Annotated in this window: 17 protein-coding genes, 2 tRNA genes and 1 pseudogene; 15 read left to right on the top strand and 5 right to left on the bottom strand. The window is 72.0% G+C overall.

Annotated elements, in window-relative coordinates; translation table 11 throughout:
• Nucleotides 1–40: 40 nt before the first annotated feature.
• On the bottom strand, nt 41–547 hold the full coding sequence (locus ACFVFQ_RS14535; RefSeq protein WP_383414452.1) for an SSI family serine proteinase inhibitor: 507 nt from the start codon (nt 545–547) through the stop codon (nt 41–43).
• A 277-nt stretch (nt 548–824) separates the two neighbouring features.
• Here ACFVFQ_RS14535 and ACFVFQ_RS14530 point away from each other — a divergent pair.
• The 4 genes from ACFVFQ_RS14530 to ACFVFQ_RS14515 all read left to right on the top strand — a co-directional run bounded on the left by ACFVFQ_RS14530 (nt 825) and on the right by ACFVFQ_RS14515 (nt 3,084).
• Nucleotides 825–915, top strand: a tRNA-Ser gene (locus ACFVFQ_RS14530).
• A gap of 126 nt (nt 916–1,041) precedes the next feature.
• A complete protein-coding gene (locus ACFVFQ_RS14525; protein ID WP_383414449.1) occupies nt 1,042–2,058 on the top strand; it encodes a GlxA family transcriptional regulator in 1,017 nt (338 codons plus the stop codon).
• Nucleotides 2,059–2,140: 82 nt separating this feature from the next.
• Nucleotides 2,141–2,860 (top strand): HD domain-containing protein, encoded by a 720-nt coding sequence (locus ACFVFQ_RS14520; RefSeq protein WP_383414446.1) that lies wholly within the window; start codon nt 2,141–2,143, stop codon nt 2,858–2,860.
• Between the two features lie 151 nt (nt 2,861–3,011).
• A tRNA-Arg gene (locus ACFVFQ_RS14515) sits at nt 3,012–3,084 on the top strand.
• 24 nt (nt 3,085–3,108) lie between these two features.
• On the opposite strand, the pseudogene ACFVFQ_RS14510 reads toward ACFVFQ_RS14515, so the two are convergent.
• Nucleotides 3,109–3,852 (bottom strand): annotated as a pseudogene (locus ACFVFQ_RS14510) (site-specific integrase); the annotation flags it as partial.
• Between ACFVFQ_RS14510 and ACFVFQ_RS14505 the strand changes: the two are divergent.
• Nucleotides 3,802–4,014 carry a hypothetical protein gene (locus tag ACFVFQ_RS14505; RefSeq protein ID WP_383415044.1) on the top strand — a complete coding sequence of 71 codons (213 nt, stop codon included), beginning with the start codon at nt 3,802–3,804 and terminating at the stop codon, nt 4,012–4,014. The pseudogene ACFVFQ_RS14510 and the gene ACFVFQ_RS14505 sit on opposite strands and share 51 nt — an antisense overlap.
• A gap of 538 nt (nt 4,015–4,552) precedes the next feature.
• Entirely contained in the window at nt 4,553–4,984 is a 432-nt protein-coding gene (locus ACFVFQ_RS14500) for a hypothetical protein (RefSeq protein ID WP_383414443.1), read from the top strand.
• A gap of 2,126 nt (nt 4,985–7,110) precedes the next feature.
• Here the strand turns inward: ACFVFQ_RS14500 and ACFVFQ_RS14495 are convergent.
• Nucleotides 7,111–7,812, bottom strand: coding sequence for a hypothetical protein (locus ACFVFQ_RS14495; RefSeq protein ID WP_383414440.1), 702 nt, complete (start codon nt 7,810–7,812; stop codon nt 7,111–7,113).
• A gap of 28 nt (nt 7,813–7,840) precedes the next feature.
• Nucleotides 7,841–8,635 carry an NAD(P)H-dependent oxidoreductase gene (locus ACFVFQ_RS14490; protein WP_383414437.1) on the bottom strand — a complete coding sequence of 265 codons (795 nt, stop codon included), beginning with the start codon at nt 8,633–8,635 and terminating at the stop codon, nt 7,841–7,843.
• A gap of 43 nt (nt 8,636–8,678) precedes the next feature.
• Between ACFVFQ_RS14490 and ACFVFQ_RS14485 the strand changes: the two genes are divergently transcribed.
• Nucleotides 8,679–9,740, top strand: a complete 1,062-nt coding sequence (locus tag ACFVFQ_RS14485) for a GlxA family transcriptional regulator (protein WP_383414434.1) — start codon at nt 8,679–8,681, stop codon at nt 9,738–9,740.
• Between the two features lie 168 nt (nt 9,741–9,908).
• A complete protein-coding gene (locus ACFVFQ_RS14480) occupies nt 9,909–10,760 on the top strand; it encodes a DUF2797 domain-containing protein (RefSeq protein ID WP_383415009.1) in 852 nt (283 codons plus the stop codon).
• Between the two features lie 21 nt (nt 10,761–10,781).
• On the opposite strand, the gene ACFVFQ_RS14475 is transcribed toward ACFVFQ_RS14480, so the two are convergent.
• Nucleotides 10,782–11,486 (bottom strand): NADPH-dependent FMN reductase, encoded by a 705-nt coding sequence (locus ACFVFQ_RS14475; protein WP_383414431.1) that lies wholly within the window; start codon nt 11,484–11,486, stop codon nt 10,782–10,784.
• A gap of 565 nt (nt 11,487–12,051) precedes the next feature.
• On the opposite strand from ACFVFQ_RS14475, the gene ACFVFQ_RS14470 reads away from it, so the two are divergent.
• The 7 genes from ACFVFQ_RS14470 to ACFVFQ_RS14440 all read left to right on the top strand — a co-directional run bounded on the left by ACFVFQ_RS14470 (nt 12,052) and on the right by ACFVFQ_RS14440 (nt 22,399).
• Complete coding sequence (locus ACFVFQ_RS14470) at nt 12,052–12,753, top strand: response regulator transcription factor (RefSeq protein ID WP_383415006.1); 702 nt, start codon at nt 12,052–12,054, stop codon at nt 12,751–12,753.
• A 140-nt stretch (nt 12,754–12,893) separates the two neighbouring features.
• Nucleotides 12,894–14,540: a sensor histidine kinase gene (locus ACFVFQ_RS14465; protein ID WP_383414428.1), complete on the top strand. Its 1,647-nt coding sequence runs from the start codon at nt 12,894–12,896 to the stop codon at nt 14,538–14,540.
• Nucleotides 14,488–15,846 (top strand): glycosyltransferase, encoded by a 1,359-nt coding sequence (locus ACFVFQ_RS14460; protein ID WP_383414425.1) that lies wholly within the window; start codon nt 14,488–14,490, stop codon nt 15,844–15,846. Before ACFVFQ_RS14465 ends, ACFVFQ_RS14460 begins: the two co-directional genes overlap by 53 nt.
• 35 nt (nt 15,847–15,881) lie before the next feature.
• Nucleotides 15,882–18,113, top strand: coding sequence for an ArnT family glycosyltransferase (locus tag ACFVFQ_RS14455; protein ID WP_383414422.1), 2,232 nt, complete (start codon nt 15,882–15,884; stop codon nt 18,111–18,113).
• A 127-nt stretch (nt 18,114–18,240) separates the two neighbouring features.
• A complete protein-coding gene (locus tag ACFVFQ_RS14450; protein WP_383414419.1) occupies nt 18,241–19,836 on the top strand; it encodes an MFS transporter in 1,596 nt (531 codons plus the stop codon).
• Between the two features lie 109 nt (nt 19,837–19,945).
• Nucleotides 19,946–20,731: a TetR/AcrR family transcriptional regulator gene (locus ACFVFQ_RS14445; RefSeq protein WP_383414416.1), complete on the top strand. Its 786-nt coding sequence runs from the start codon at nt 19,946–19,948 to the stop codon at nt 20,729–20,731.
• 267 nt (nt 20,732–20,998) lie between these two features.
• Nucleotides 20,999–22,399 carry a M14 family zinc carboxypeptidase gene (locus tag ACFVFQ_RS14440; protein ID WP_383414413.1) on the top strand — a complete coding sequence of 467 codons (1,401 nt, stop codon included), beginning with the start codon at nt 20,999–21,001 and terminating at the stop codon, nt 22,397–22,399.
• The last annotated feature ends 143 nt before the right edge of the window (nt 22,400–22,542 follow it).

Below are 22,542 nucleotides of genomic sequence, written 5' to 3'. Positions count from 1 at the left end.
CCTCGTCCTGACCTGGCCCGCTACTTGGCCACGAACCGGGTCAGGAAACGGTCGACGGGAGCATGGGTTCGAAACGGCCCCAGCGTTCGATCTCACACCCGTTGGTGCGCCGGAAGTCGGCGTTGACCGGCCGCCCGGCCCACACCCCGGTGACGTGCGCCCGCGCCGGACCGCCGTACATCATCGTGCACTTGGCGCCCTGCGGCACCGGCGCGAACGGGTCCTTGCCCCAGCGCGTCATGCGATCCAGCCGGTCGCAGGCGCGGGCCGCGGCGAAGTGGTTCCCGCCGCGCGGATGGCAGCGCAGCTCGAACGTGCCGTCCGTGCGCGCAGAACCGGACTTGGTGACGGTGATCGTGAGGTGGTCCCCGCGCGGCCCGCCGAGCGCCGGCTGGTCGCCGAAGCGGAGGTCGTCGTGGTGGTAGGGCAGCGGGATCGGGGCGGCGGAGGCGGCCGGCGCGACGGCGAGCGCGGGCAGCGCGCACAAGGCGGCGGCCGCGGCGACCAACAGGGACAGCGACCGGGACGGGATCCGGCGACGGGACATCACGGGCTCCAGAGGGCGAGGGCGGCCGCGCCGGATGCGCGGGCTCGCACGGGGCGGGACGGCGGTACGCGGTCGTACGCGCCGGGGGGCGCACAACACCTGCGGTCGCGCGACCCCGTCTCTCTAACGCCGTTCCGGCCGCGACGTTGCGCCGCAGGAACGTCTTTGCCGGGTGGGTCGCGGGCCTAGTACCGTGGGGGGCGATTGGTGACGGGCCGCTGGGCTGTGTCATCATCTGGTCACGCCACATCGCGCCACACGCGCGATGAGGACGTGTGGAGGCGTCGCCTAGTCCGGTCTATGGCGCCGCACTGCTAATGCGGTTTGGGTTTTACCGCCCATCGAGGGTTCAAATCCCTCCGCCTCCGCTTGTGCATTCAGCTCCGGGCCCGGTCACTCACGACCGGGCCCGGAGCTTTTGCGTGGGCGGCTCCGACTCCCGGGTGGATCTTCCGCCCCACCCCCGTCCCTCCCCTCCGCCTACGCTGCCGCGCATGCCCCAGCCGAGCCCGCCGCCCCCGCCGCGGCCCGCGTCCCGCCGGCGCGACCCCGCCGCCCGCACCGTCGTCATGCTGGCCTTCGAGGGCGCCCGACTGCTCGATGTGACCGGCCCGTTGGAGGTCTTCAGCGTCGCCGCGCGCCTCGGCGGCCGCTACGAGATCCGGCTGTGCTCCCCCGACGGCCGCCCCGTCACCACCGCCTCCGGTGCCCGCCTCGCCGTCGACACGGACGTCCCGGAGCTCTCCGCCCACCCCCTGGACACCGTCCTCGTCCCCGGCGCCGAGGAGCTCGCTCAGGGCCGTTTCCCGCCCGGCCTCCTGGACGCGGTCCGGGCCCTCGCCGCCCGCTCCCGCCGGGTCGCCTCGGTCTGCGCCGGGGCGTTCGCGCTGGCCGGCGCCGGGCTGCTGGACGGGCGGCGGGCCACCACCCACTGGCGCCACACCGCCACCCTCGCCGCCCGCCACCCCACCCTCACCGTCGACCCCGACGCGCTCTACGTCCGCGACGGCGACCTCTTCACCTCCGCCGGTGTCTGTGCCGGCATCGACCTCGCGCTCGCCCTCGTGGAGGCCGACGAGGGCCCCGACCTGGCCCGCGAGGTCGCCCGCGACCTGGTGGTCTTCATGCAGCGCCCGGGCGGCCAGTCCCAGTTCTCGGTGCCCGCCCGCACCCCGCGGCCCCGCCACGACGCGCTGCGCGCCCTCCTGGACGCGATCGCCGCCGACCCGGCCGCCGACCACTCCAACCCCGCGCTGGCCGCCCGCGCCGGCCTCAGCGCCCGCCACCTCACCCGGCTCTTTCGCGCGCACACCGGCACCACCCCCGCCGGCTACGTCGAGGCCGTCCGCCTGGAGGCCGCCCAGACCCTCCTCGCCAACGGCGAGACCGCCACCGCCACCGCCCGCCGCACCGGCATCGGCACCGACGAATCCCTCCGCCGCCTCTTCCTCCGCCGTCTCGGCGTGACCCCCTCCGCCTACCGCGCCCGCTTCCACACCACCATCCGCTGACCGCGGCCCCATGTCCCCATCTGTGGGGCGCTCGTCCCGCACACGCCGGGCGCCCGCACCCCCACGGCGCGACCCTGACCCCATGACCCCCAACAAGCTGCCCAACGAGCCGTCCCACAAGACCGCCGACGAAGGCACCCGCACACGGTCCACGTCGCCCCAGGACCTGCCCACCCTCGCCGGCATCCCCGTCCCGGACAGCCGCCTGGCCCGCGAGGCCACCGAACTCGTCCGCGACCTCACCGACGACCTGCTCTACCACCACTCCCACCGGGTCTACCTCTTCGGCGCCCACCACGGCCTGCGGCACCGCCTGACCTTCGACCCCGAGCTGCTCTACGTGGGCGCCCTCTTCCACGACCTCGGCCTCACCGAGAAGTTCCGCACCTCCCAGCAGCGCTTCGAGATCGACGGCGCCGACGAGGCCCGCGCCTTCCTCACCGCCCGGGGCATCCCCGAAGACCGCGCCCGCCTCGTCTGGGAGGGCATCGCCCTGCACACCACCCCGGAGATCCCGCACCACATGGCCCCCGAAGTGGCCCTCGTCACCGCCGGCGTCGAACTCGACGTCCTCGGCATCGGTTACGCCGACCTGCCCGAGGCAACCCGCGCGGCCGTCGTCGCCGCCCACCCCCGCCCCGACTTCAAGCGCCGCATCCTCCGCGCCTTCCACGCCGGGCTGGCCCACCGCCCCCAGACCACCTTCGGCAACGTCAAGGCCGACGTCCTGGACCGCTTCGAAGCCGACTACGCCCGCCAGAACTTCGTCCAGATCATCGAGAACTCCCCCTGGCCGGCCTGACCCGTCGCCCCCCAACACCCCCTCACAACCGGCCTGATCATCATTTCCGCAGGTCAGAGGGGGTGCGGGCAACGGATTTCGCCTCACGGCCCAGGTCATGTAATGTTGTTCCCGCAACGCCGACCGGCAAGAAAAACCGCCGGAAAGCCAAGCGCTCGTAGCTTAACGGATAGAGCATCTGACTACGGATCAGAAGGTTGCAGGTTCGAATCCTGCCGAGCGCACAGCAGGTCAAAGCCCCCGCCGGGTTATCTGGGCGGGGGCTTTGTCGTGCCGTACAGCAGTGAAGTACAGCAACGGGGCCAGGCGGTGCCACCCAGGGCGGTGGACAGCAGTGCCAGAGCTTCGCGCACGTCTGCGTCGTCCGCCTCGGAGTAGACATCCATCGTGATTTCGATCTGCGAGTGCCGCAGGATGCGCTGTGCGACCTTCGGGTGGACCTTCAGCAGGACCAACAGCGCGGCGGTTGTGTGCCTGGTGTTCCGGAGTGGGATGACCCGGAGTCCGATGCGTCGCACGCGCAGCGCGAACATGCGGGTGAGATTCCCCGGTTCGATCGGAGTGCCGTACTTCGTCGTGAAGATCAGGTCGTGACTGTCCTGCCAGAGGTCGCCGGCCGCCTTCCGATCCCCGGTCTGCTGAGCACGGCGCATCCGGAGCGCCTTGAGGCAGAGAGCCGGCAGGGGAAGGAAGTCGTCCGACTCCTCGGTCTTCGTCTCGCGGTGGAGGATCTGACGGCCCGCCCGTTGGATCTGGTGATCCATGTACAGCTCGCCCGCTTCGAGGTCGACGGACTTCCAGGTGAGGCCCAGCACTTCGCCGCGGCGGAGCCCGAGACACAGGACGAGCGCCCAGGCCGCGAAGAGCGGATCGTCGCGGGTGACGGCGTCGGCGAGGAAACGGCTCGCCTCAGCCGCGGACCAGGGCTTGATGCGACGGCGGTGCGGCTTGGGGACCTTGACCAAGGCGGCGACGTTCTTGCCGATCTCCTCTACACCACGCCCTACGAGATCAACGTCAGCCTCCGAGACACCCGCATCGAGTGGACCGCCGGGCCCGCGCCCTTCCTCGGCCTGGCACACCGCGAGGCGGCCGAACTCCCTGCCTGTGTCGAGAAGTTCACGCCACGGCCGAAGGCCGCCATGCCCCACTGAGTAACAACTTTCTCTACGAGTTCGAGTTCAAGGTGGCTCGCTCCGCTCACCGCGCGCGGCCCGGCCCCCGGCCGGGCCTGCGCTCCTGTCTCCGCCCCGCTCCAGCCCGGCCGGCGCCCGTCCCGCGCGCTCAACGATCAGCCGCCTGGGGCCAGAGAAGGGATACGTCGTGGCTGGGGCGGTCGGCTCCACGGCTTTAGGCAGCCACTTTGGGGCGATCCTCTAAGATCATGGCCCCAACGTCGTGCTTTACCGGGCAGGTCCACAGACTGCCCGACGCGCCATCAGCTTACTGGGCCATGATCACTCGCCCCAATGCAGCTCCAGCCCAAAGCCGCTCCACCGACCTAGTGCAGGCCCTCGGTGGTGACTCTCTACCGCACGCGCAACGGACGCGGCAAAATCTTGATTTATGGATCAGGGGGTCGCTGCGGTCTGGGCTGCTGGCTTAGCAGGATTCGCGAGTGCGGCAGGGGCCGCTACGGGGGCAGGGCTGGCAGCCCGTGGAGCTCGTGCCCAGTTGCTTCAGCAGGGCGAGTTGGACAAGCAGGTCAGAACGGAGGAGAGGCGTCGTCAGCTTGATGAGTGGCGCCGCCAGAACTGCCTCGCCTTCCAGGCGAAGCTCGGAGAGGTCGTCGATGCGCTCGATGAGTTGATGTATGCCCTTCACAACAGGCGGGCGCTAAGAGAGGTGCGCGACAAGCTACGAAAAGCGGAAGGGGCGGTACTCAGAGGGCATTTCGATAATGTAGTGGTATGCGAGGTGGGGGAGCTTGAGGCCATCTCGGGGGCGGCCCTTCAACGGCTTGACGATGCCACCAAAGCCATAGACGCTCTCCGGCAGACTCCTACTCATGTTTCGAACGTTGACTCGACTTTGTACCAGTGTTGGCTTGAGCGTCGGCAAGGTCTGTTGGATGCGTACGAGATGTTCTCCAAAGCGCTTCCCCAAGTCCTATCTGCCTCGTAGGCCAGAAGCGGCATCACGCAGGGCTGCGGACGAAAGCTCGACGCGGCCGTGCACCCCCGATGAAGTTGCCCCAGCTTTAACCGGAAGTCTGGGACGAAGTGGTCGTGCCAGACGCACGTCGGTCGCATCGAGCGTCGTGCCGGGCCGTCTCTGGGTCGTTCGACGGTGGGGGCTGCCCAACTTCCGACCTGCACTCCTGTCTCCCCCCCCCGCTCCAGCCCGGCCGGTGCCCGTCCCGCGCGCTGACCGATCGGCCGCTTGAACTGGTCTCGCTGGATCCGTTCCGGCAAACGGTCCTCCCAACGCGGCCCAGCGCTGTCGTGGCAACGATTCCGCCGTCGCGGCTTGCCCCACGGTCGTTACCGAGCAGCGTGGCTGAGGCCAGTGGGGGGCAGCGAGGCACACGCGTGCCTGATCGGTCGACGCGCCCGCCGCGGTGGCCGGCTGTCGTCGGCTGAGGCGCAGAAGTTTGAAGACTGAGCTTGTAGGTTCTCCGGTGTGTATGGAATGCGTCATTCGCATACCAGAATCCTGCGGGGAGCGGCGGTGTTGGCCACCGGTGGGAGCAGGGGGCCAACACCACCCCACCGTCGGTCAGTTCAATAACCAGCCACAGAGACCCCAAGCTGCCTGGGCCGTAACTATCCCGATTCTGACGGACCAGCACCGCCACGGTTGCGGCTACGGCGAGTGCGGGCGTGCCAGCGGCGTAGGCGTCGCAAGGGTCTGCTCCAAGCATCCAGGAAAGCTTCAAGCTCGCCGGCTAGCTTGGCCCCCATAGCCAAGAACAGGGTGATCAGGCCGAACACCGCGAGGAACCACAATGTGATCTGGTCCAACGTCCGATACCTCTCATTCGAGGGCCGGACAGCGGGCACGCTCAGTCCGGCCACCGTGCGTACAGGTGGGTTAGGACTGAGTTCGTGCCGACGCGACGACTCAGGTCAATTCAATTGTGTCCCTGCGGTTCCGAGTGCGTGTGGTGGCCAGCCCCGCTTGCCAAGCGGTCTGCGTGTCGAGGCGGGTGTGCGTCGACACCACCCAACCATCGACGTGCTGTTGGAAGTCTCCGTACAGCCGCAACTGGGCGGCACCAGGTCGCTGTGACTGGTGCCAATAGCGATGTTAGCGTCCCTTCCACCGGCAGTAGGTCGATTCGTTCAGACGCCGCATCGGTCGTGAGATTCGAGGTAAGCCGGCGAGTCGGGAGTGGCACCGTCAGCTCCGGTTCGTTGCTGTACAGCAACGAAGTACAGCAACCGCAGCAACCGCCCACGAGCGGCGGCGCCTTGAGGGGCAGAACCGCAGCCTCAATGGCCCTAGCTGACCGATATCTCTGTAGAGCTACGGATCAGAAGGTTGCAGGTTCGAATCCTGCCGAGCGCACAGCAAGTCAAAGCCCCCGCCGGGTTCTCCGGCGGGGGCTTTGTCGTGGTGTGCGGTGGTGGAAGTGCGGTAACGCGCTGTGTGGGTGCCGGGTGTTCGGTGATGGGATGGCCCGGGGCCGGAGGGGCGAGTTCGTCGTGCGGAGCGGGTGGTGACTGTCCTTGTCGGAGGTTGCTGGCGGCCTTCCGGCTTTCGGCCTTCGGTTTGCTGGGCGTGGTGGATCCGGAGCGCTGTGAGAGGTGGAGCGCTGGCAGGTCAGGGCAGGGCGCCGAGGCGGCCTGGTTGGCCCCGCTTCAGGGTTGTCGGTTTTCGATCATGCTGCGAATGATTACTGCGAGTGCGTCTGCCTGTTCCGGGCCGAGCTGGTCGAGGAGTGGCGCCAGGTTTATCACCGGGGTGACAGGCCGCCGTTGGGCTCCACGCCGTACCAGTCGGCAGGGATCATTGCCGCGACCTGCTCCTCGGTGGTGCCGAACAGCTTGGCGATGCCGCGGAGTTAGTCGGGCGTCGGCGGCCCGACTCGGGTGTTGCTGGGGCCCTCCCAGGCGCCATGCTCTACCAAGTTCCTCCACCAAGAGTGAGACCGTGCGCGATCGCACTCGACGGACGTGACGTTGTAGTCCTTGTAATCCTTCGTGCTGGCAATGTTTCGAGCGGTATCCCTGAAGGGTGTGCTGGGCATGCTTGGACTTTTGTAGATCTGGGTGTCAACAGCAGTTGTTTGAGGGGGAGTTGGATGGTCAGGGGGCCAGGTTGAGGAGTTTGGAGAGGTGGGTGCGGGTGTGGGTGAAGGTTTGGGGGGCGGTGCGGGTGGTGGTGTGGAGGGGGAGGAGGTTCCAGGGGGTGGTGGCGAGGAGGCGGTGGGTGAGGGCGGTTTCGGTGCGGAGGTGGGCGGCGGCGGAGTCGAGGTCGTGGACGGTGCTGGTGCCGGGGGAGTTGGCGAGTTTGGTGAGGTACCAGTCCTCCCAGGCGGGGCCCTCGCGGTCGATGGCGCGGCGGAGGGCGGCGGCGGGGTCGTCCTGGACGTAGACGACGGTGACCTCGGTGGGGTGGAGGGCGGTGACGAGGTCCTGGAGGAAGCGGGTGAGGGCGGGTTCGTCGTGGCCCCAGGCGACGAGGGAGGGGATGAAGGGGAGGAGGGCGTCGGTGACGAGGAAGTCGGTGCCGGCGGCGCGGGCGTCGGTGACGTAGGTGCGGGTGGCGGCGATCAGGGTTTCAGGGCGGACGGTGTGCGGGGCGGTGGCGAACTCCTCGGCGACGGGGCGGAAGGCGGGGTGGGTGAGGATGTCGGCCTCGGCGAAGTGCTCGACGGTGGCGCCGGTTTCCGTGAGCCAGGTGGCCAGGGAGCGGCAGAGGGTGGATTTGCCGACGCCGGGGCTGTTGCCGATGACGGAGATGAGGTGGGGGTGGGGGTGAGTGTGGGGGTGGTGGGTGGTGGGCATGGGAGGGAGTTTTTCAAGTGGGGGGTGGTTAGGGGGAGTTGGGGGGTGGGGTGGTGGTGTAGTGGGCGGCGGGGCCGGTGGGGGGTGTGGGGGTGAGGTGGGGGTGGAGGAGGAGGTTGTCGTCGTAGTCGCCGGTGTTTTGGTGGCGGAAGGGGAGGGGGTCGGTGGTGGGGAGGGTGAGGAGGCGGTGACGTAGGCAGGTGGCGGCGGTGGCGTAGGCGTCGGGGGTGGTGCGGTCCGCGCTGGGGATGAGGAGGGGCGGGACGACGGCGATGCCGGTGTACCAGAGGGTGCCGTGTTGGAGGGGGAAGAGGAGGTCGTTGAGGTCGCCGTTGACGCCGCGGGGGCCGAGGGTGGCGGCGCGGGCGCCGGCGGTGACGACGACCAGGGCGCGTTTGCCGGCGAGCGGGCCCTCGCCGTAGCGCTGCGGGCGGCCGGTGGCGGGGTCGGTGTGGCCGAAGGCGAAGCCCTTGACGAAGACCCGGTCGAACCAGCCCTTGAGGATGGCGGGCATGCCGTACCACCACAGGGGGAACTGGAGGACGAGGGTGTCGGCCCAGGCGAGTTTCTGCTGTTCGGAGGCGATGTCGGGGCTCAAGTGGCCGGTGGCGTGGGCGCGTTCGGCGGCTTCGCCGACCAGGAGGCGGTCGGTCGGGTCGTGGTCGTAGTCGGCGGCGTCGACCAGCGGGTTCCACTTCATCGCGTAGAGGTCGGAGAGCTGGTGTTGGTGGCCGTGGGCTTCGAGGGTGCGGAGTCCCTCCGTTTTGAGGGCGCCGTTCAGGGAGCGGTGATCGGGGTGGGCGAACAGCCAGAGGATCTTCATGGGTTCACCTTCCGGGGCGGGTGAGGGCGAAACGAGTGGCCGGATGGACAGCATGTGGAAGGATCGGGCCATGGCGATGAGTGAGGCGCAGGGGCGGCGGCATCGGGTGGTGGTGTTGGTGCGGCCGGGGATGTTGCCCATGGAAGTGGGGATCGTGCACCGGATCTTCGGGGAGGCCAGGTCGGCGTCCGGGGAGCCGCTGTACGAGCTGGTGACGTGTGCGCTCCAGCCGGGAGAGGTGCGGACGGACACCGATTTCACGGTCAACGTGGCGCATGGACCGGAGGCGTTGGCGACCGCGGACACGGTCGTGCTGCCGGCGTCCTCGCTGGACTACGACCCGGGGACCGAGCAACGGGACGGGCGGTTGAGCCCGGGGATGGCCGATGCGCTCGCGCGGATCCGGCCGGGCACGCGGATCGCGTCGATCTGTACGGGGGCGTTCGTGCTGGCCGCGGCGGGGCTGCTGGACGGGCGGCGGGCCACCACGCACTGGCGGTCGGTGGACGACTTCCGGCGGTTGTTCCCACAGATCGAGCTGGATGCCGACGTCCTGTACACGGACGAGGGGGACGTGTTGACGGCGGCGGGGGTGGCCTCGGGGGTGGATCTGTGCCTGCACATGGTGCGCTGCGATCACGGGGCGGCGGTCGCCAATGACGTGGCGCGGCGGACGGTGGTGCCGCCGCACCGGGAGGGCGGGCAGGCGCAGTACGTCTGGCGGCCGGTGTCGGAGCCGCGGGTGTCGTCGACGGGCGCGGCGCGGGCCTGGGCGCTGGAGCATCTGGACCGGCCGCTGAGCCTGCGGGAGTTGGCGGCGCGGGAGGCGATGAGCGTGCGGACCTTCACCCGGCGGTTCCGGGAGGAGGTGGGGATGTCGCCGGTGCAGTGGATGACCCAGCAACGGGTCGAGCGGGCGCGGCAGTTGCTGGAGCAGACCGGGCTGACGGTGGACCGGATCGCGGCGGAGGCCGGGTTCGGGACGGCGGCGTCGCTGCGGCAGCACTTCCAGGTGGCGCTGGGGGTGTCGCCGCGGGCCTATCGGGCCACGTTCCGGGGGGAGGGCGAGCGGGAGCCGGAGGGGGAGCGGGCGGCCGTGGGGTGAGGGGGCGGTGGCCGGCGGGCGACGGGCGTTGTCAGTGGGCGGTCGTACGCTGACGATGTGTGGCGATGTACGGGACCGCGGTGGTCGGGCGGCGGGCCGGAGGCCGGGCCGGTGGGGCGGTTCGGTCAGCGGCTCGGTTGGTACTGCGCGGAGCGGGATGCCGAGCGGGTGAGCCCGTTGCCGATGGGGAAGGCGCTGGCGTTCGCGGCGGTGGGGGAGCGGCGGTGCCTGGGGGTGCGGCGGGCCGGGCGGTGGATGGTCTGCCCGTACGGGGCGGTGCTGGAGGGCGAGGGGGTCAGGGACCAGTGCCCGCGGTGCGCGCAGTTGGACCGGTCGCGGTCGGTGGCGGCGGACACCATGGCCGATGATCCGCGCCCGTACGGCGTCTATCTGGCGTACTTCGGGCCCGGGCTGGTCAAGGTGGGGATCACGGCCGCGGAGCGCGGGGCGGCGCGGCTGGTGGAGCAGGGGGCGGTGGCGTACGCGTGGCTGGGGCGCGGGCCGTTGATGGCGGCGCGGCGGGCGGAGGCGCTGTTGGGGAGCGCGCTGGGCATCCCGGACCGGTTGGCGAAGGAGGCGAAGCGGGCGGCCCGCGGGGCGCTGCCGCCGTGGCCGGAGCGGGCCGCCGAGCTGGCGCAACTGCATGGCGTGGCGCGGGGGTTGGCGGGGTGGCCGGAGACGTTGGAGCCGGTGGGGTGCGAGCCGGTGGACCACGGGGAGCTGTTCGGGCTGGCACGGATACCGGCTGCCGGCGAGGTCGGGGAGGTGGGCGGGCTGACGGCCGGGGCGGAGATCGTGGGCGAGGTCGTGGCCGGGGTGGGGGCCGATGTGTATCTGCGGTTGGCGGGGGCCGGTGGGGGCAGTGCGGGCAGTGCGGGCAATGGAGTGGCGGTGTTGGACGCGCGACTGCTCTCGGGGTGGGTGCTCGGCGCCGCCCGGGGGTCGGTGACGACGGCGCCGGTGTGGTGGGCGGCGGAGCGCGGGACGGGGCGGGAAGGGGAGCAGGAGGGGCTGTTTTGAGGCGGGGGTTGGGGATGTGCGTTAGGGGGTGACGGCGGTGTCTGGGGCGGTGGTTGGGCGGGCGGCGTCAGCTGCCGGCGGGGCAGCGGTGGTTGGGGTGGTCCCGGCCGTCGCGGTGGGTTCGGCCGTCGACGAGGGTCCAGCTGTCGACTGAGCCTCGGCCGTCGACTGCGCTTCGGTCGTCGGCATGGCCTCGGTCGTCGCGGTGGCCAAGTGGGACATGGCCGTGCGGAGGTCGGCGAGGGTCGGGGCGTCGGTGACGCGTTCGGTGGCGGGGTCGATCTTCGGGCCGATGGCGGGGATCTCCCGGCAGGCGTCGGCGATGACGTTGCCGGTCATCATCCGCAGGATTTCGCGGAGTTGGGCGTTGGCGTGGTCGCCGCCGGTGGGGAACGGGGAGGCGGTGAGCACCGCGACCGGCTTGTCGACGCATTCGCCGCTGCTGACCAGCCAGTCGAGGGCGTTCTTGAGGACGCCGGGGACGCCGTGCGCGTACTCGGGGCTGACGATGAGCAGCGCGTCGGCGGCGGCCACGGCGGTGCGCAGGGCCGCGACGGGGGCGGGTGGGGTGGCGTCCTCGCCGTCCAGGTCGGGGTTGAAGTGGGGGAGCGCGCCGATGTCCGCGGTGGCGGTGGGGCCGTCGAAGAGGTCCAGGGCGGAGCGCAGCACGGCGCCGTTGGACGAGCGGGCGCGGAGGCTGCCGGAGAGGGCCAGGAGTCGGGGCATGGGGCGACGGTACGGGACGGGGTGGAGCGGGCGGGGAGGGGGCGGAGAGGGAGCGCGGGGGGGGGGGGCTCCTGGGGCGGCGTCGCCGTCGGGTTCGGCGGGTGGGGTCGGTGGGTGGGGTCGGTGGGAGGAACTCCGAATGGTAGTAAAACCGCAGGTCAGGGCGATTGTCAGTGGGGGGTGGGATGCTGAATGCAGGTGATCGGTCCGGGCCGCGCGGGGGGCGGTCCGGGCTGGTTCGTCGGCTCGGGGTGCGCCCTTCGGGGCGTCCGGGGCGGGGTGTTGGGAAGCCGTGGCCGTGGGGCCCTCGTCGTGGGGTGCCCGGCGGCGTGGGCGACGGCTTACGGGGGCTTGACCGAGGGAAGGGGAGATTCTCAGGAGATTCACAGGAACCGGCAAGGGAGCTTTCAGAGGGGCTGGTCAGGCTCCCGTCATGACCCTGACTTCGTCGACGTCCTCAGCTTCGTACAGTGCAGCTTCGTACCGTGCGCCGGTCTCGGGTTCGTCCTCCAGGAGGGCGCCCGGCAAGGCGTCCGGTCAGGCACCCGGCAAGCAGCCGGAGCTGTTGCGGGCCGACGGCAGTCCGGTGCGGGTGCTGGTCGTGGACGACGAGTCCTCGCTCGCGGATCTGCTGTCGCTGGCGCTGCGCTACGAGGGGTGGGACATAAAGGCGGAGGGCGACGGCGCGGGTGCGCTGCGGTGCGCCAGGAGTTGGCGGCCGGACGCGGTGGTGCTGGACGTGATGCTGCCGGACATGGACGGGCTGACCGTCCTCGGCCGGTTGCGGAACGAACTGCCGGACGTACCGGTGCTGTTCCTGACGGCCAAGGACGCGGTCGAGGACCGGATCGCCGGGCTGACGGCGGGCGGCGACGACTACGTCACCAAGCCGTTCAGCCTGGAAGAGGTGGTGGCCCGGCTGCGCGGGTTGCTGCGCCGGGCGGGCGCGGCGGCGATGCGGAGCGAGTCGCTGCTGACCGTGGGCGACCTGGTGCTGGACGAGGACAGCCATGAGGTGTGGCGGGACGGCCAGGACATCCATCTGACCGCCACCGAGTTCGAGTTGCTGCGCTATCTGATGCGGAACCCGCGGCGGGTGCTCAGCAAGACGCAGATCCTGGATCGGGTGTGGAGCTATGACTTCGGGGGGCAGGCCAATGTGGTCGAACTGTATATCTCGTATCTGCGGCGGAAGATCGACGCCGGTCGGGAGCCGATGATCCACACCCGGCGGGGTGCGGGCTATCTGATCAAGCCGGCCGGGTAGCGGTCGTGGGGCCGTCCGGTTCCGTGGGGCGGCCGGGGCGTTCGGGGCGACCGGGGCGGCCGGGGCGTTCGGGTCCCTCGGGGCGTCCGGGGCGTCCGGGGCGTCGGGGGCGGCGGCGCTGGACGCTGCGCACCCGGCTCGTGGTGTCGGCCGTGGCGCTGATCGCCGTCGTGGGGGCGGTGATCAGCACGGTCACCGCGATCGCGCTGCACTCCTATCTCCAGGGGAAGTTGGACGACCAGCTCTTCGACGCCATCGTCCGGGCGGAGCTGCCGCGGCCGCACGATCCGCAGCGGAACGAGGGCCTGGAGTTCGTCGCCATGCCCGGCCAGCCGTTCGGGTCGGTGGGGGCGCGGGTGGCGCCGGACGGCTCGTTGGGCTCCGGTGCGCGGGTGAACCGTTCGCAGAGCCGGACGCCGTCGGAGCGGCTGACCTCGCTGAGCGGGGAGCAGCTCGCGGCGCTGGCCTCGGTGCCCCGGGACGCCAAGCCGCACACCCGGCACCTGCCCCGGCTCGGCTCGTACCGGCTGCAGTACGCCAAGGACGGCGCGCTGGTCTTCGGCATGCCGCTCAACGAAGTGAACGACACCGTGGGGCGGTTGGTGCTCATCGAGTGCTGTGTGACGGGTTCCGGGCTGGTGGCGGCCGGGATCGCGGGCTCGGCGATGGTCGGGATCGCGCTGCGTCCGCTGCGCCGGGTCGCCGCGACCGCGACCCGGGTCTCCGAACTCCCGCTGCACCAGGGCGAGGTGGCGCTGCACGTGCGCGTCCCGTTGGCCGAGGCGGACGCCCGTACGGAGGTGGGGCAGGTCGGCGCGGCGCTCAACCGGATGCTGGGGCACGTCGGTTCGGCGCTCTCGGCGCGGCAGGAGAGCGAGACGCGGGTGCGGCGGTTTGTCGCCGACGCCAGTCATGAGCTGCGGACGCCGCTGGCGTCGATACGGGGCTATGCCGAGCTGACCCGGCGTGGGCAGGAGCGGCCCGGGCCGGAGACCCGCCGCGCGCTGGGCCGGATCGAGTCCGAGGCGGAGCGGATGACCGGCCTGGTGGAGGACCTGTTGCTGCTCGCCCGGCTCGACTCCGGGCGCCCGCTGTCGTACGCCACCGTGGACCTCGCGCCGCTGGTGGTGGACGCGCTCAGCGATGCGCGGGCGGCCGGTCCCGGGCACCGCTGGCGGCTCGAACTGCCGGACGCGGACGCCCCCGCGCTGGTGCGCGGCGACGCCGACCGGCTCCACCAGATCCTGGTCAACCTGCTGGCCAACGCCCGGACGCACACGCCGGAGGGGACGACGGTGACGGCCCGGGTGCGGGCTCGGGCATCCCAACGGGACGGGGGTGCCGTCCAACGGGACGGGGGTGCCGTCCAGTTGGAGGTTCAGGACGACGGGCCCGGTATCCCGGGTGCGCTGCTGCCGCACGTCTTCGAGCGGTTCGCGCGGGGCGACGCGTCCCGTTCGCGGAGCGTGGGCGGTGGGCGCGGCGGCGGTAGCACCGGGCTGGGCCTGGCCATCGTGCAGGCGGTGGTGGCCGCGCACGACGGGACGGTCGAGGTGGCGAGCGTGCCGGGCCGGACGGTGTTCACGGTGACGCTGCCGGCCGCCGGGCAGGGCGTCGGCGGCGGCGCGCGGGGCGGCGGGGACGGTGCCCGGGCGCCCGGTCCGCCGCCGTCTCACAGCCGGCACACAGCCTCACCACACGGCGGTGACAGGCCGATTGGCGAGCGTCGTGGGCATGACGACGCCACCGCAGACCCCGACGCCGCTGGGTTCTCTGCCACCACGTGAGCATCTGCGTCCGGGCCAGATCGAGACCGTCCTCGATGTCGTGATCCCGGTCTACAACGAGGAGAGAGACCTCGAACCCTGTGTGCGCCGGCTGCACGACCATCTGGTCCGCACCTTCCCGTACGGGTTCCGGATCACCATCGCGGACAACGCGAGCACCGACGAAACGCCCCGGATCGCGGCCCGGTTGGACGACGAGTTGGACCGCGTCACCGCCGTGCGGCTGGAGCAGAAGGGGCGCGGCCGGGCGCTGCGCACGGTGTGGTCGCACTCCGGGGCGCCGGTGCTGGCCTATATGGACGTCGATCTGTCCACCGACCTCAATGCGCTGCTGCCGCTGGTCGCGCCGCTGATATCCGGGCACTCGGACCTGGCGATCGGCTCCCGGCTCAGCCGGAGCGCGCGGGTGGTGCGCGGGCCGAAGCGGGAGTTCATCTCGCGCACCTACAACCTCATCCTGCGCGGGTCGTTGGCGGCGCGGTTCTCCGACGCGCAGTGCGGCTTCAAGGCCATCCGGGGCGATGTGGCGGCCCGGTTGCTGCCGATGGTCGAGGACACCGGGTGGTTCTTCGACACCGAGATGCTGGTGCTGGCCGAGCGGGCCGGGCTGCGGATCCACGAGGTCCCGGTGGACTGGGTGGACGACCCCGACAGCACCGTCCACCTGGTCCGCACCGCGACCGACGACCTCAAGGGCGTCTGGCGGGTGGGGCGGGCGCTGGCCACCGGGGCGCTGCCGCTGGACCGGCTCGCCCGGCCGTTCGGCGACGACCCCAGGGACCGGGAGCTGTCCGGAGTGCCGCGCGGGCTGGCCCGGCAGGTCCTCGGGTTCGGCGTCGTGGGGGCGCTGAGCACCCTGCTCTACCTCGGCCTCTACTCCCTCTTCCGGCTCGGGGTGGGCCCCCAACTGGCCAACGCCGCCGCCCTGTTGGTCTCCGCGCTGGTCAACACGTCCGCCAACCGGCGGCTGACGTTCGGGGTGCGGGGCCGGGAGCGGGCCCTCCGCCACCAGGCGCAGGGCCTGGTGGTCTTCGCCATCGGGCTGGCGCTGACCAGCGGGTCGCTGGCGGCCCTGGGCGCCGCCACCCGCCACCCCTCGCACGCCAGCGAACTGACGGTGCTGGTGGCCGCCAACCTCGCGGCCACGGTGCTGCGCTTCCTGCTCCTCCGCGCCTGGGTGTTCCCGGAGCGGGAGCGGCGGGAGGCGGCGGACCGCCCGACCGACGGCGCGGGTGTGGACCCGGCCGCCGGCCCGACCGGCGCCGCCGCGCACGACCGGAACGACCTCAGCAGGAGCGCGCGATGAGCGCCCGCCCCCGCACGACGCACCAGGAGAGAACGATGGCCCCGAGGACGGCCGCGCACGACGCGCCGGACCCCGTATCGCACGCCGCGCCGGAGGGTGGGCCGCGCACCGGTCCGCCCGAGGCCCCCGACCGCACCCCGCCGCGCGGCCTCGCGCTGCGGATCGTGCGGGGCAGGCCCGAGGACCCGGGGTGGGCCCGGCCGGCGCTGCTCGTGCTGCTGGCGGTCACCGCGGTGCTGTACGTGTGGGACCTGTCGGCGTCCCAGTACGCCAACCAGTTCTACTCGGCCGCCGTCCAGGCGGGCAGCGTCAGTTGGAAGGCGTTCTTCTTCGGCTCCTCGGACGCGGCGAACTCCATCACCGTGGACAAGCCGCCGCTCTCGCTGTGGCCGATGGCGCTCTCGGTGCGGCTCTTCGGGCTGAACCCGTGGGCGGTGCTGGTGCCGCAGGCGCTGATGGGCGTCGCCGCGGTCGGGGTGCTGTACGCGACCGTGCGGCGGCGGTTCGGGGCGGCGGCGGGCCTGCTGTCGGCCGGGGCGCTGGCGCTCACCCCGGTCGCGGCGCTGATGTTCCGCTACAACAACCCCGACGCGCTGCTGTGCCTGCTGATGGTCTGCGCGGTCGCCTGCGTGCTGCGCGCCCTGGAGGCGGGACGGACCACGTGGCTGCTGCTGGCCGGGCTCTGCTTCGGGCTGGGCTTCCTCACCAAGACCCTCCAGGCGTGGCTGATCCTGCCGGCGGTGGCCGTGGTCTACGCGTGCTGCGCGCCGGTCGCGCTGCGCAGGCGGCTGGGCCAACTGCTGCTGGCCGGGCTGGTGTTGGTGGTCTCCGGCGGCTGGTGGGTGGCGATCGTCGAGTTGTTGCCGGCGTCCGCGCGCCCCTATGTGGGCAGTTCGCAGACGAACAGCTTCCTGGACCTGACGTTCGGCTACAACGGGCTGGGGCGGCTCTCCGGGAACGAGCGGGCCGGCGCCGCCGGCGGCGGTGGCCATCACGGGTCGGGCGGCTTCGGCGGCCACGGCCAGACCGGGCTCACCCGGCTGTTCTCCTCCGACATGGGCGGCCAGATCTCCTGGCTGCTGCCGGCCGCGCTGATTCTGTTGGTGGTGGCGGTGTGCCTGCTGTGGCGGGCGCGGCGCGCGGTGGCCGCCGAACAGGCCGCCCAGCGGGCGGAGTTCCTGGTGTGGGGCGGCGCGCTGCTGATGACCTTCACGATCTTCAGCTTCATGTCCGGGATCTTCCACCAGTACTACAACATCGCGCTCGCCCCGTACATCGCGGCGCTGGTCGGGATGGGGACGGTGCTGGTGTGGCGGCGCGGCGGCTGGCTGGCGCGGGGCGTGCCGGCGGCGGTCGTCGGGACGACGGCGGTCTGGTCGTACGTCCTGCTGGCGCGGTCGCCGCACTGGCTGCCGTGGCTGAAGTGGGTGGTGCTGGCGGTCGGCCTGGTGGCGGCGCTGGGGCTCCTGTTGGCCGGCGGCGGCGTACGGGAGGGCGCGCCGGAGCGGCGGCGTCCGGCCGGCACGGTGCGGGCGGTCGCGGCCGGACTCGGGCTGGCGGCGGCGCTGGCCGGCCCCCTCGCGTACACCCTGAACACCGTCAACACGGCCAAGGGCGGCGGGATGGTCGTCGCCGGTCCCGCGGTCCAGGGCGCGCGGGACTTCCCCGGCGGCCAGGCGTGGCTGCGCGGGCAGGGCGGCGCCGAGGGCGGGATGCCGGGCGGCGCCGCGGGCCGGCGCGCGGGCGGTGCGGGTGGAGCCGGCGGGCAGGGCTTCCCGGGCGGCTTCCCCGGTGCGAGGGCCGGCGCCGGGCACGGTGGGACGCACAAGGGCGGCAGGGGCGAGGGCGTCACGGTGAGCGCGGCGGCCCGGCGCCTGGTGGAGCAGGACGCCGATCGCTACACCTGGGTCGCGGCCGCCATCGGCTCGCAGAGCGCTGCCGGCTACCAACTGGCCACCCAGAAGCCGGTGATGCCGATCGGCGGCTTCATGGGGAGCGACCCGTCGCCGACCCTCGCCCAGTTCCAGCGGTACGTGGCCGAGGGGAAGATCCACTACTTCCTCGTCAGCGAGCGGGGCTTCGGCGGCTTCGGTGGTGCGCAGGGCGCGGGCCGGGCCGGCGACAAGCGGGCCGGCGGCCCGAAGGCGCCCGGCGGGTTCGCGGAGCAGGGCCCCGCGTCGCAGATCAGTGCCTGGGTGGAGCGGACCTTTACGAAGGTCACCGCCGGCGGCGCCACCTTCTACGACCTGACGCAGCGGAAGGCGTAGCCCCAACGGGGCGGAGGGGACGGTGTCTTGCGTCCTCTCTGCCCGCCCTCCCCACCATCGAGATGTACGGCGTATAAGAGTCCCTGTACGGTGTAAGTCACCCGCTCGCACCGTACAGGGAGCTCGTATGTCCGCCGTGGCCCCGGACGCCACCGCCACCCCCCTCAAGCCACCGGGCCGGCCGGCCACCCGCTGGCTGATCCTGGCCGTCATCTGCGTCGCCCAGCTCACCGTCGTCCTCGACAACACCGTGCTGAACGTCGCCGTCCCGTCCCTCACCGGCGGGCTGGGCGCGTCCACCGCCGACGTCCAGTGGATGCTCAACGCCTATTCGCTGGTGCTCTCCGGGCTGCTGCTGATCGCCGGCAACTCCGCCGACCGCTACGGCCGCAAGAAGATGCTGGTCACCGGCCTGGTGCTGTTCGGCCTCGCCTCGCTCGCCGCCAGCCTCGCCCAGGCCCCCGGCCAACTGATCGCCGCCCGCGCCGCGATGGGCGTCGGCGGCGCGCTGCTGGTGACCACCACCCTCGCCGTGGTGATGCAGGTCTTCGACGACACCGACCGACCCAAGGCCATCGGCATCTGGAGCTCGGTGAACTCCCTCGGCTTCGCCGCCGGGCCGCTGATCGGCGGCGCGCTGCTGGACCACTTCTGGTGGGGGTCGCTGTTCCTGGTCAATCTCCCGGTCGCGGCGATAGCCGTGGTGGCCGTCGTCGCCCTGGTCCCGGAGTCCAGGACCCGCGGCGGCGAACGGCCGGACGTGCTCGGCGCGTTGCTGTCGATGGTCGGCATGGTCGGGGTGGTCTACGCGATCATCTCCGGGCCGTCGGACGGCTGGCTGTCCGGCCGGGTGCTGGCCGCGGTCGCCGTCGGCGTGGTCGGCCTGGGGCTGTTCGCGCTCTGGGAGCTGCGCCACCCGCACCCCATGCTGGACATGCACTTCTTCAGCAACCGCCCGTTCATCGGCGCGGTCTCCGGCGGCATCCTGGTGGCCTTCGGGATGGGCGGCTCGATGTTCCTGCTCACCCAGCACATCCAACTGGTGCTCGGCTTCGGCCCGTTGGACGCCGGCTTGCGGATGGCGCCGCTCGCCCTCACCGTCGTGCTGATCAACTTCACCGGCCTGGGCGCCCGGCTGATGCCGCGCTTCGGCACCCCCGGGATGATCGTCACCGGGATGTCCCTGCTGGCCGGCGGGCTGGCGGCGATCTCGCTGCTGGGCGGCCGCAGTTACGGCGGCATGCTGTTCGGCCTGGTCGTCATGGGCGTCGGGGTGTCCATCGCGATGCCGACGATGGCCAACGCCATCATGTCCGCGATCCCGCCCGCCAAGGCGGGCGTCGGCGCCGGTGTCAACGGCACCCTGATGGAGTTCGGCCAGGGGCTGGGCGTCGCGGTGCTCGGCGCGGTGCTCAACTCCCGCTTCGCCGCGCTGCTCCCGGTGGTCGCCGCCGGCGCCGGCTCGCTGCCGGCGGCGCTGGCCCAAACGCACACGGCGCAGGAGCGCAGCGCCGTGCACGACGCCTTCGCCGCCGGCATCGGCACCAGTCAACTCGTCGGCGCGGCCGCGGTCTTCCTCGGCGGACTGATCGCCGCCGTGCTGCTGCGCCGGGCCGAGCGCGCCGGCGGCGCGGCCGATGGGGACGAGAGCGCCCCCGGGGCGGACGGCGAGGCCGTCGGGCCGGGCGCCGGCCCCAACCCGGCCCCCGCGGTGGCGGAATAGCATCGGTCCCGGGCGGCACGCCGGTCACCGCACCGGCCCCGCCCGGGACCCGTAGGACCTGCACCACCCGCACGACCCGCACCACCCGCACGACCCAAGGAGGGGCGCCATGGCAGCGACGAACGGGCGCGCCAAGCAGCGGCCGCACAGCGTCTGGCTGACCCAACGCCCCCCGCTGCGGCGGAAGGCGGAGCAGCCGGCCGGGCTGGACCTCGACCGGATCGTCGAGGCCACCGTCCGGCTGCTCGACGACGAGGGTCTGGCCAAGTTCTCCATGCGCCGCCTCGCCGCCGAGCTCGGCGTCACCGCGATGTCCCTCTACTGGTACGTAGACACCAAGGACGACCTGCTCGAACTCGCCGTGGACGCGGTCGCCGGCGAGCTGGCGCTGCCCGACGAGTCGGACGGCGCCGACTGGCGCGACCAACTCCGGCTCCTGGCCACCTCCTACCGCGATGTGCTGCTGCGCCACCCCTGGGCGCCCCGGCTGCTCGGCGAGGTGCTCAACATCGGCCCGCACGCCACGGCGTTCTCCAACGCCACCCTGCGCGTGATGGCCCGCAGCGGCCTGGGCCCGGACCAGACCTCGGGGGCGCTGGCCTCGCTCTTCCAGTTCGTCTACGGCTTCGCGACCATCCGGTCCCTGCACGAGGCCCGCTGCCGGGCCGCCGGCATCGATCTGGACGAGCACTTCGCCCAGGTCGTCGACGCGATCTCGGACCGCCCCGAGTTCGCCGAGACGCGGGCGCTCTCCACCCGCGCCGGCTACGCCATGGCCGACGACAGCGCCGTGGAGATGCTCGACCGCGACTTCGCCTTCGCCCTGGATCTCCAGGTCGCGGGCATCGAGGCGATGTGCCGGCAGGCGGCCGGGGGACGCGCCGAGCGCCCCTGACGAGGTCCGGCCCGACACCCCAACTCCCCGCCGCTGGCGGGCGCTTCGACCTTCCGATCGCCCGGAACGCCCCCTATCCAACCTGGCATGGCCATGGCACCATGCCTCATCGATCCATGGATCCATCGGCCCATCGATTCGACGGCACCGCGCAACGCTCCCGGAGCGCCGACCGGTCCGGCCTCCGGGAGCCGTCCCGGGCGGGGCGCACAACGCCGCGCCCCGCCCGCGGGCAGGTGCCCCACACCCCCCACGGAAGGCCATGCCATGCCCGGGAAAACCCTGGTGACCACGGCCGCGGCAGCGGTGGTCGTGGCACTCACGGCCCTCTCCCCGCTCACCCCGTCTGCCCTCGCCCACGCGCCGAGACACACCGCGGCGTCCGGCGAGCGCACCATGGTCGTCTACCGCGTTCCCACCCACGACCGCGGCGACGCCCAGAAGTTGATCTCCGCCGGCTTCGACCTGATCGAGCGCCGCCAGGGCAACGACCTGTTCGTCATGGGCGATCCGGCCACCGCCAACGGGCTGCGCCGGCTCGGCTTCGCCCCCACGGCCGTCGAGACCACCCGGCAGCCGGTGGCCCACGAGCCGCGCCGCACCCACGCCAAGGGCGGCGTGGACGACACCTACGACGGCGGCTACCACACCGTCGACGCGCACTACGCCCACCTCGACCAAGTGGCCTCCGAGCACCCGGACATGGCCAAGGTCGTCACCTACGGCAAGAGCTGGCTGAAGGAGAAGGGCCGCGGCGGCCGCGACCTCAAGGCCATCTGCCTCACCAAGATGCAGAAGGGCGACTGCGCGCTCGACCCGAAGTCCGCCAAGCCGCGGTTCTTCCTGATGAGCCAGATCCACGCGCGCGAGCTCACCACCGGCGAGACGTCCTGGCGCTGGATCGACACCCTGACCAAGGACTACGCCAAGGACCCCAAGATCAAGGCCCTGATGGACTCCACCGAGATGTGGGTCGTCCCGATCACCAACCCGGACGGCGTGGACATCGTCGCCCAGGGCGGCGACCACCCCGTCCTCCAGCGCAAGAACGCCGACGACGCGAAGGGCAAGTGCAGCGGGGACGGCCAGATCGGCGTGGACCTCAACCGCAACGCGGGCACCCACTGGGGCGGCCAGGGCACCTCCACCGAGCCGTGCAGCGAGATCTACCTCGGCTCGGGGGCCGACTCCGAGCCGGAGAACACCGCCTTGGAGGGCCTGTTCCGCAAGCTGTACCCGGCCGTGCGCACCGGCACCGGCGACACCGATCCGGCGCCGGCCACCGCCAAGGGCATGATGATCAGCCTCCACAGCGACGCGAGCATGGTCCTGATGCCCTGGGAGTCCGACCACACCATCCACACCGGCAACGACGCGGCCCTGCGCGCGCTCGCCGGCCAGATGGGCAAGATCACCGGCTACAAGTCCGGCCAGGCCGGCGAGATCCTCTACGACGCCTCCGGCGGCTCCGACGACTGGACCTACGACAAGCTGGGGCTGGCCAGCTTCACCATCGAGATCGGCGACAGCGACGGGCGCGGCTGCGACGGCTTCACCCCGAAGTACGCCTGCCAGGACAGCTACTTCTGGCCGAAGATGAAGCCCGCGCTCCTCTACGCCGCCCAGCACGCGGCGGCCCCGTACAAGACGAAGGCCCGGGGGCACTGACGATGACCCGGGGCGGCTGATTCACGCCGCGCATCCGCGCCGGAGCGCCGGCGCGGATGCGCGGCGCCGAGTGGGGAGCGCCGTCACCCAGTGCCTCCCAGCGCCCGGTGGTGGCCGGGGGCGTCCGGTCGCCCTCCCAACGG

It is taken from the genome of Streptomyces sp. NPDC057743 (assembly GCF_042798755.1).
Taxonomy (GTDB): Bacteria; Actinomycetota; Actinomycetes; order Streptomycetales; family Streptomycetaceae; genus Streptomyces.
This window is presented reverse-complemented; position numbering and strand designations above follow the sequence as displayed.

Bases quoted from the DNA above. Each gene is read 5' to 3' on its own strand.
- ACFVFQ_RS14525 (WP_383414449.1), top strand. From the start codon at position 1,042: ATGCCCCAGCCGAGCCCGCCGCCCCCGCCGCGGCCCGCGTCCCGCCGG.
- ACFVFQ_RS14535 (WP_383414452.1), bottom strand. From the start codon at position 547: ATGTCCCGTCGCCGGATCCCGTCCCGGTCGCTGTCCCTGTTGGTCGCC.
- ACFVFQ_RS14440 (WP_383414413.1), top strand. From the start codon at position 20,999: ATGCCCGGGAAAACCCTGGTGACCACGGCCGCGGCAGCGGTGGTCGTG.
- ACFVFQ_RS14445 (WP_383414416.1), top strand. From the start codon at position 19,946: ATGGCAGCGACGAACGGGCGCGCCAAGCAGCGGCCGCACAGCGTCTGG.
- ACFVFQ_RS14490 (WP_383414437.1), bottom strand. From the start codon at position 8,635: ATGAAGATCCTCTGGCTGTTCGCCCACCCCGATCACCGCTCCCTGAAC.
- ACFVFQ_RS14485 (WP_383414434.1), top strand. From the start codon at position 8,679: ATGGACAGCATGTGGAAGGATCGGGCCATGGCGATGAGTGAGGCGCAG.
- ACFVFQ_RS14475 (WP_383414431.1), bottom strand. From the start codon at position 11,486: ATGCCCCGACTCCTGGCCCTCTCCGGCAGCCTCCGCGCCCGCTCGTCC.
- ACFVFQ_RS14460 (WP_383414425.1), top strand. From the start codon at position 14,488: ATGACGACGCCACCGCAGACCCCGACGCCGCTGGGTTCTCTGCCACCA.
- ACFVFQ_RS14450 (WP_383414419.1), top strand. From the start codon at position 18,241: ATGTCCGCCGTGGCCCCGGACGCCACCGCCACCCCCCTCAAGCCACCG.
- ACFVFQ_RS14495 (WP_383414440.1), bottom strand. From the start codon at position 7,812: ATGCCCACCACCCACCACCCCCACACTCACCCCCACCCCCACCTCATC.
- ACFVFQ_RS14520 (WP_383414446.1), top strand. From the start codon at position 2,141: ATGACCCCCAACAAGCTGCCCAACGAGCCGTCCCACAAGACCGCCGAC.
- ACFVFQ_RS14455 (WP_383414422.1), top strand. From the start codon at position 15,882: ATGGCCCCGAGGACGGCCGCGCACGACGCGCCGGACCCCGTATCGCAC.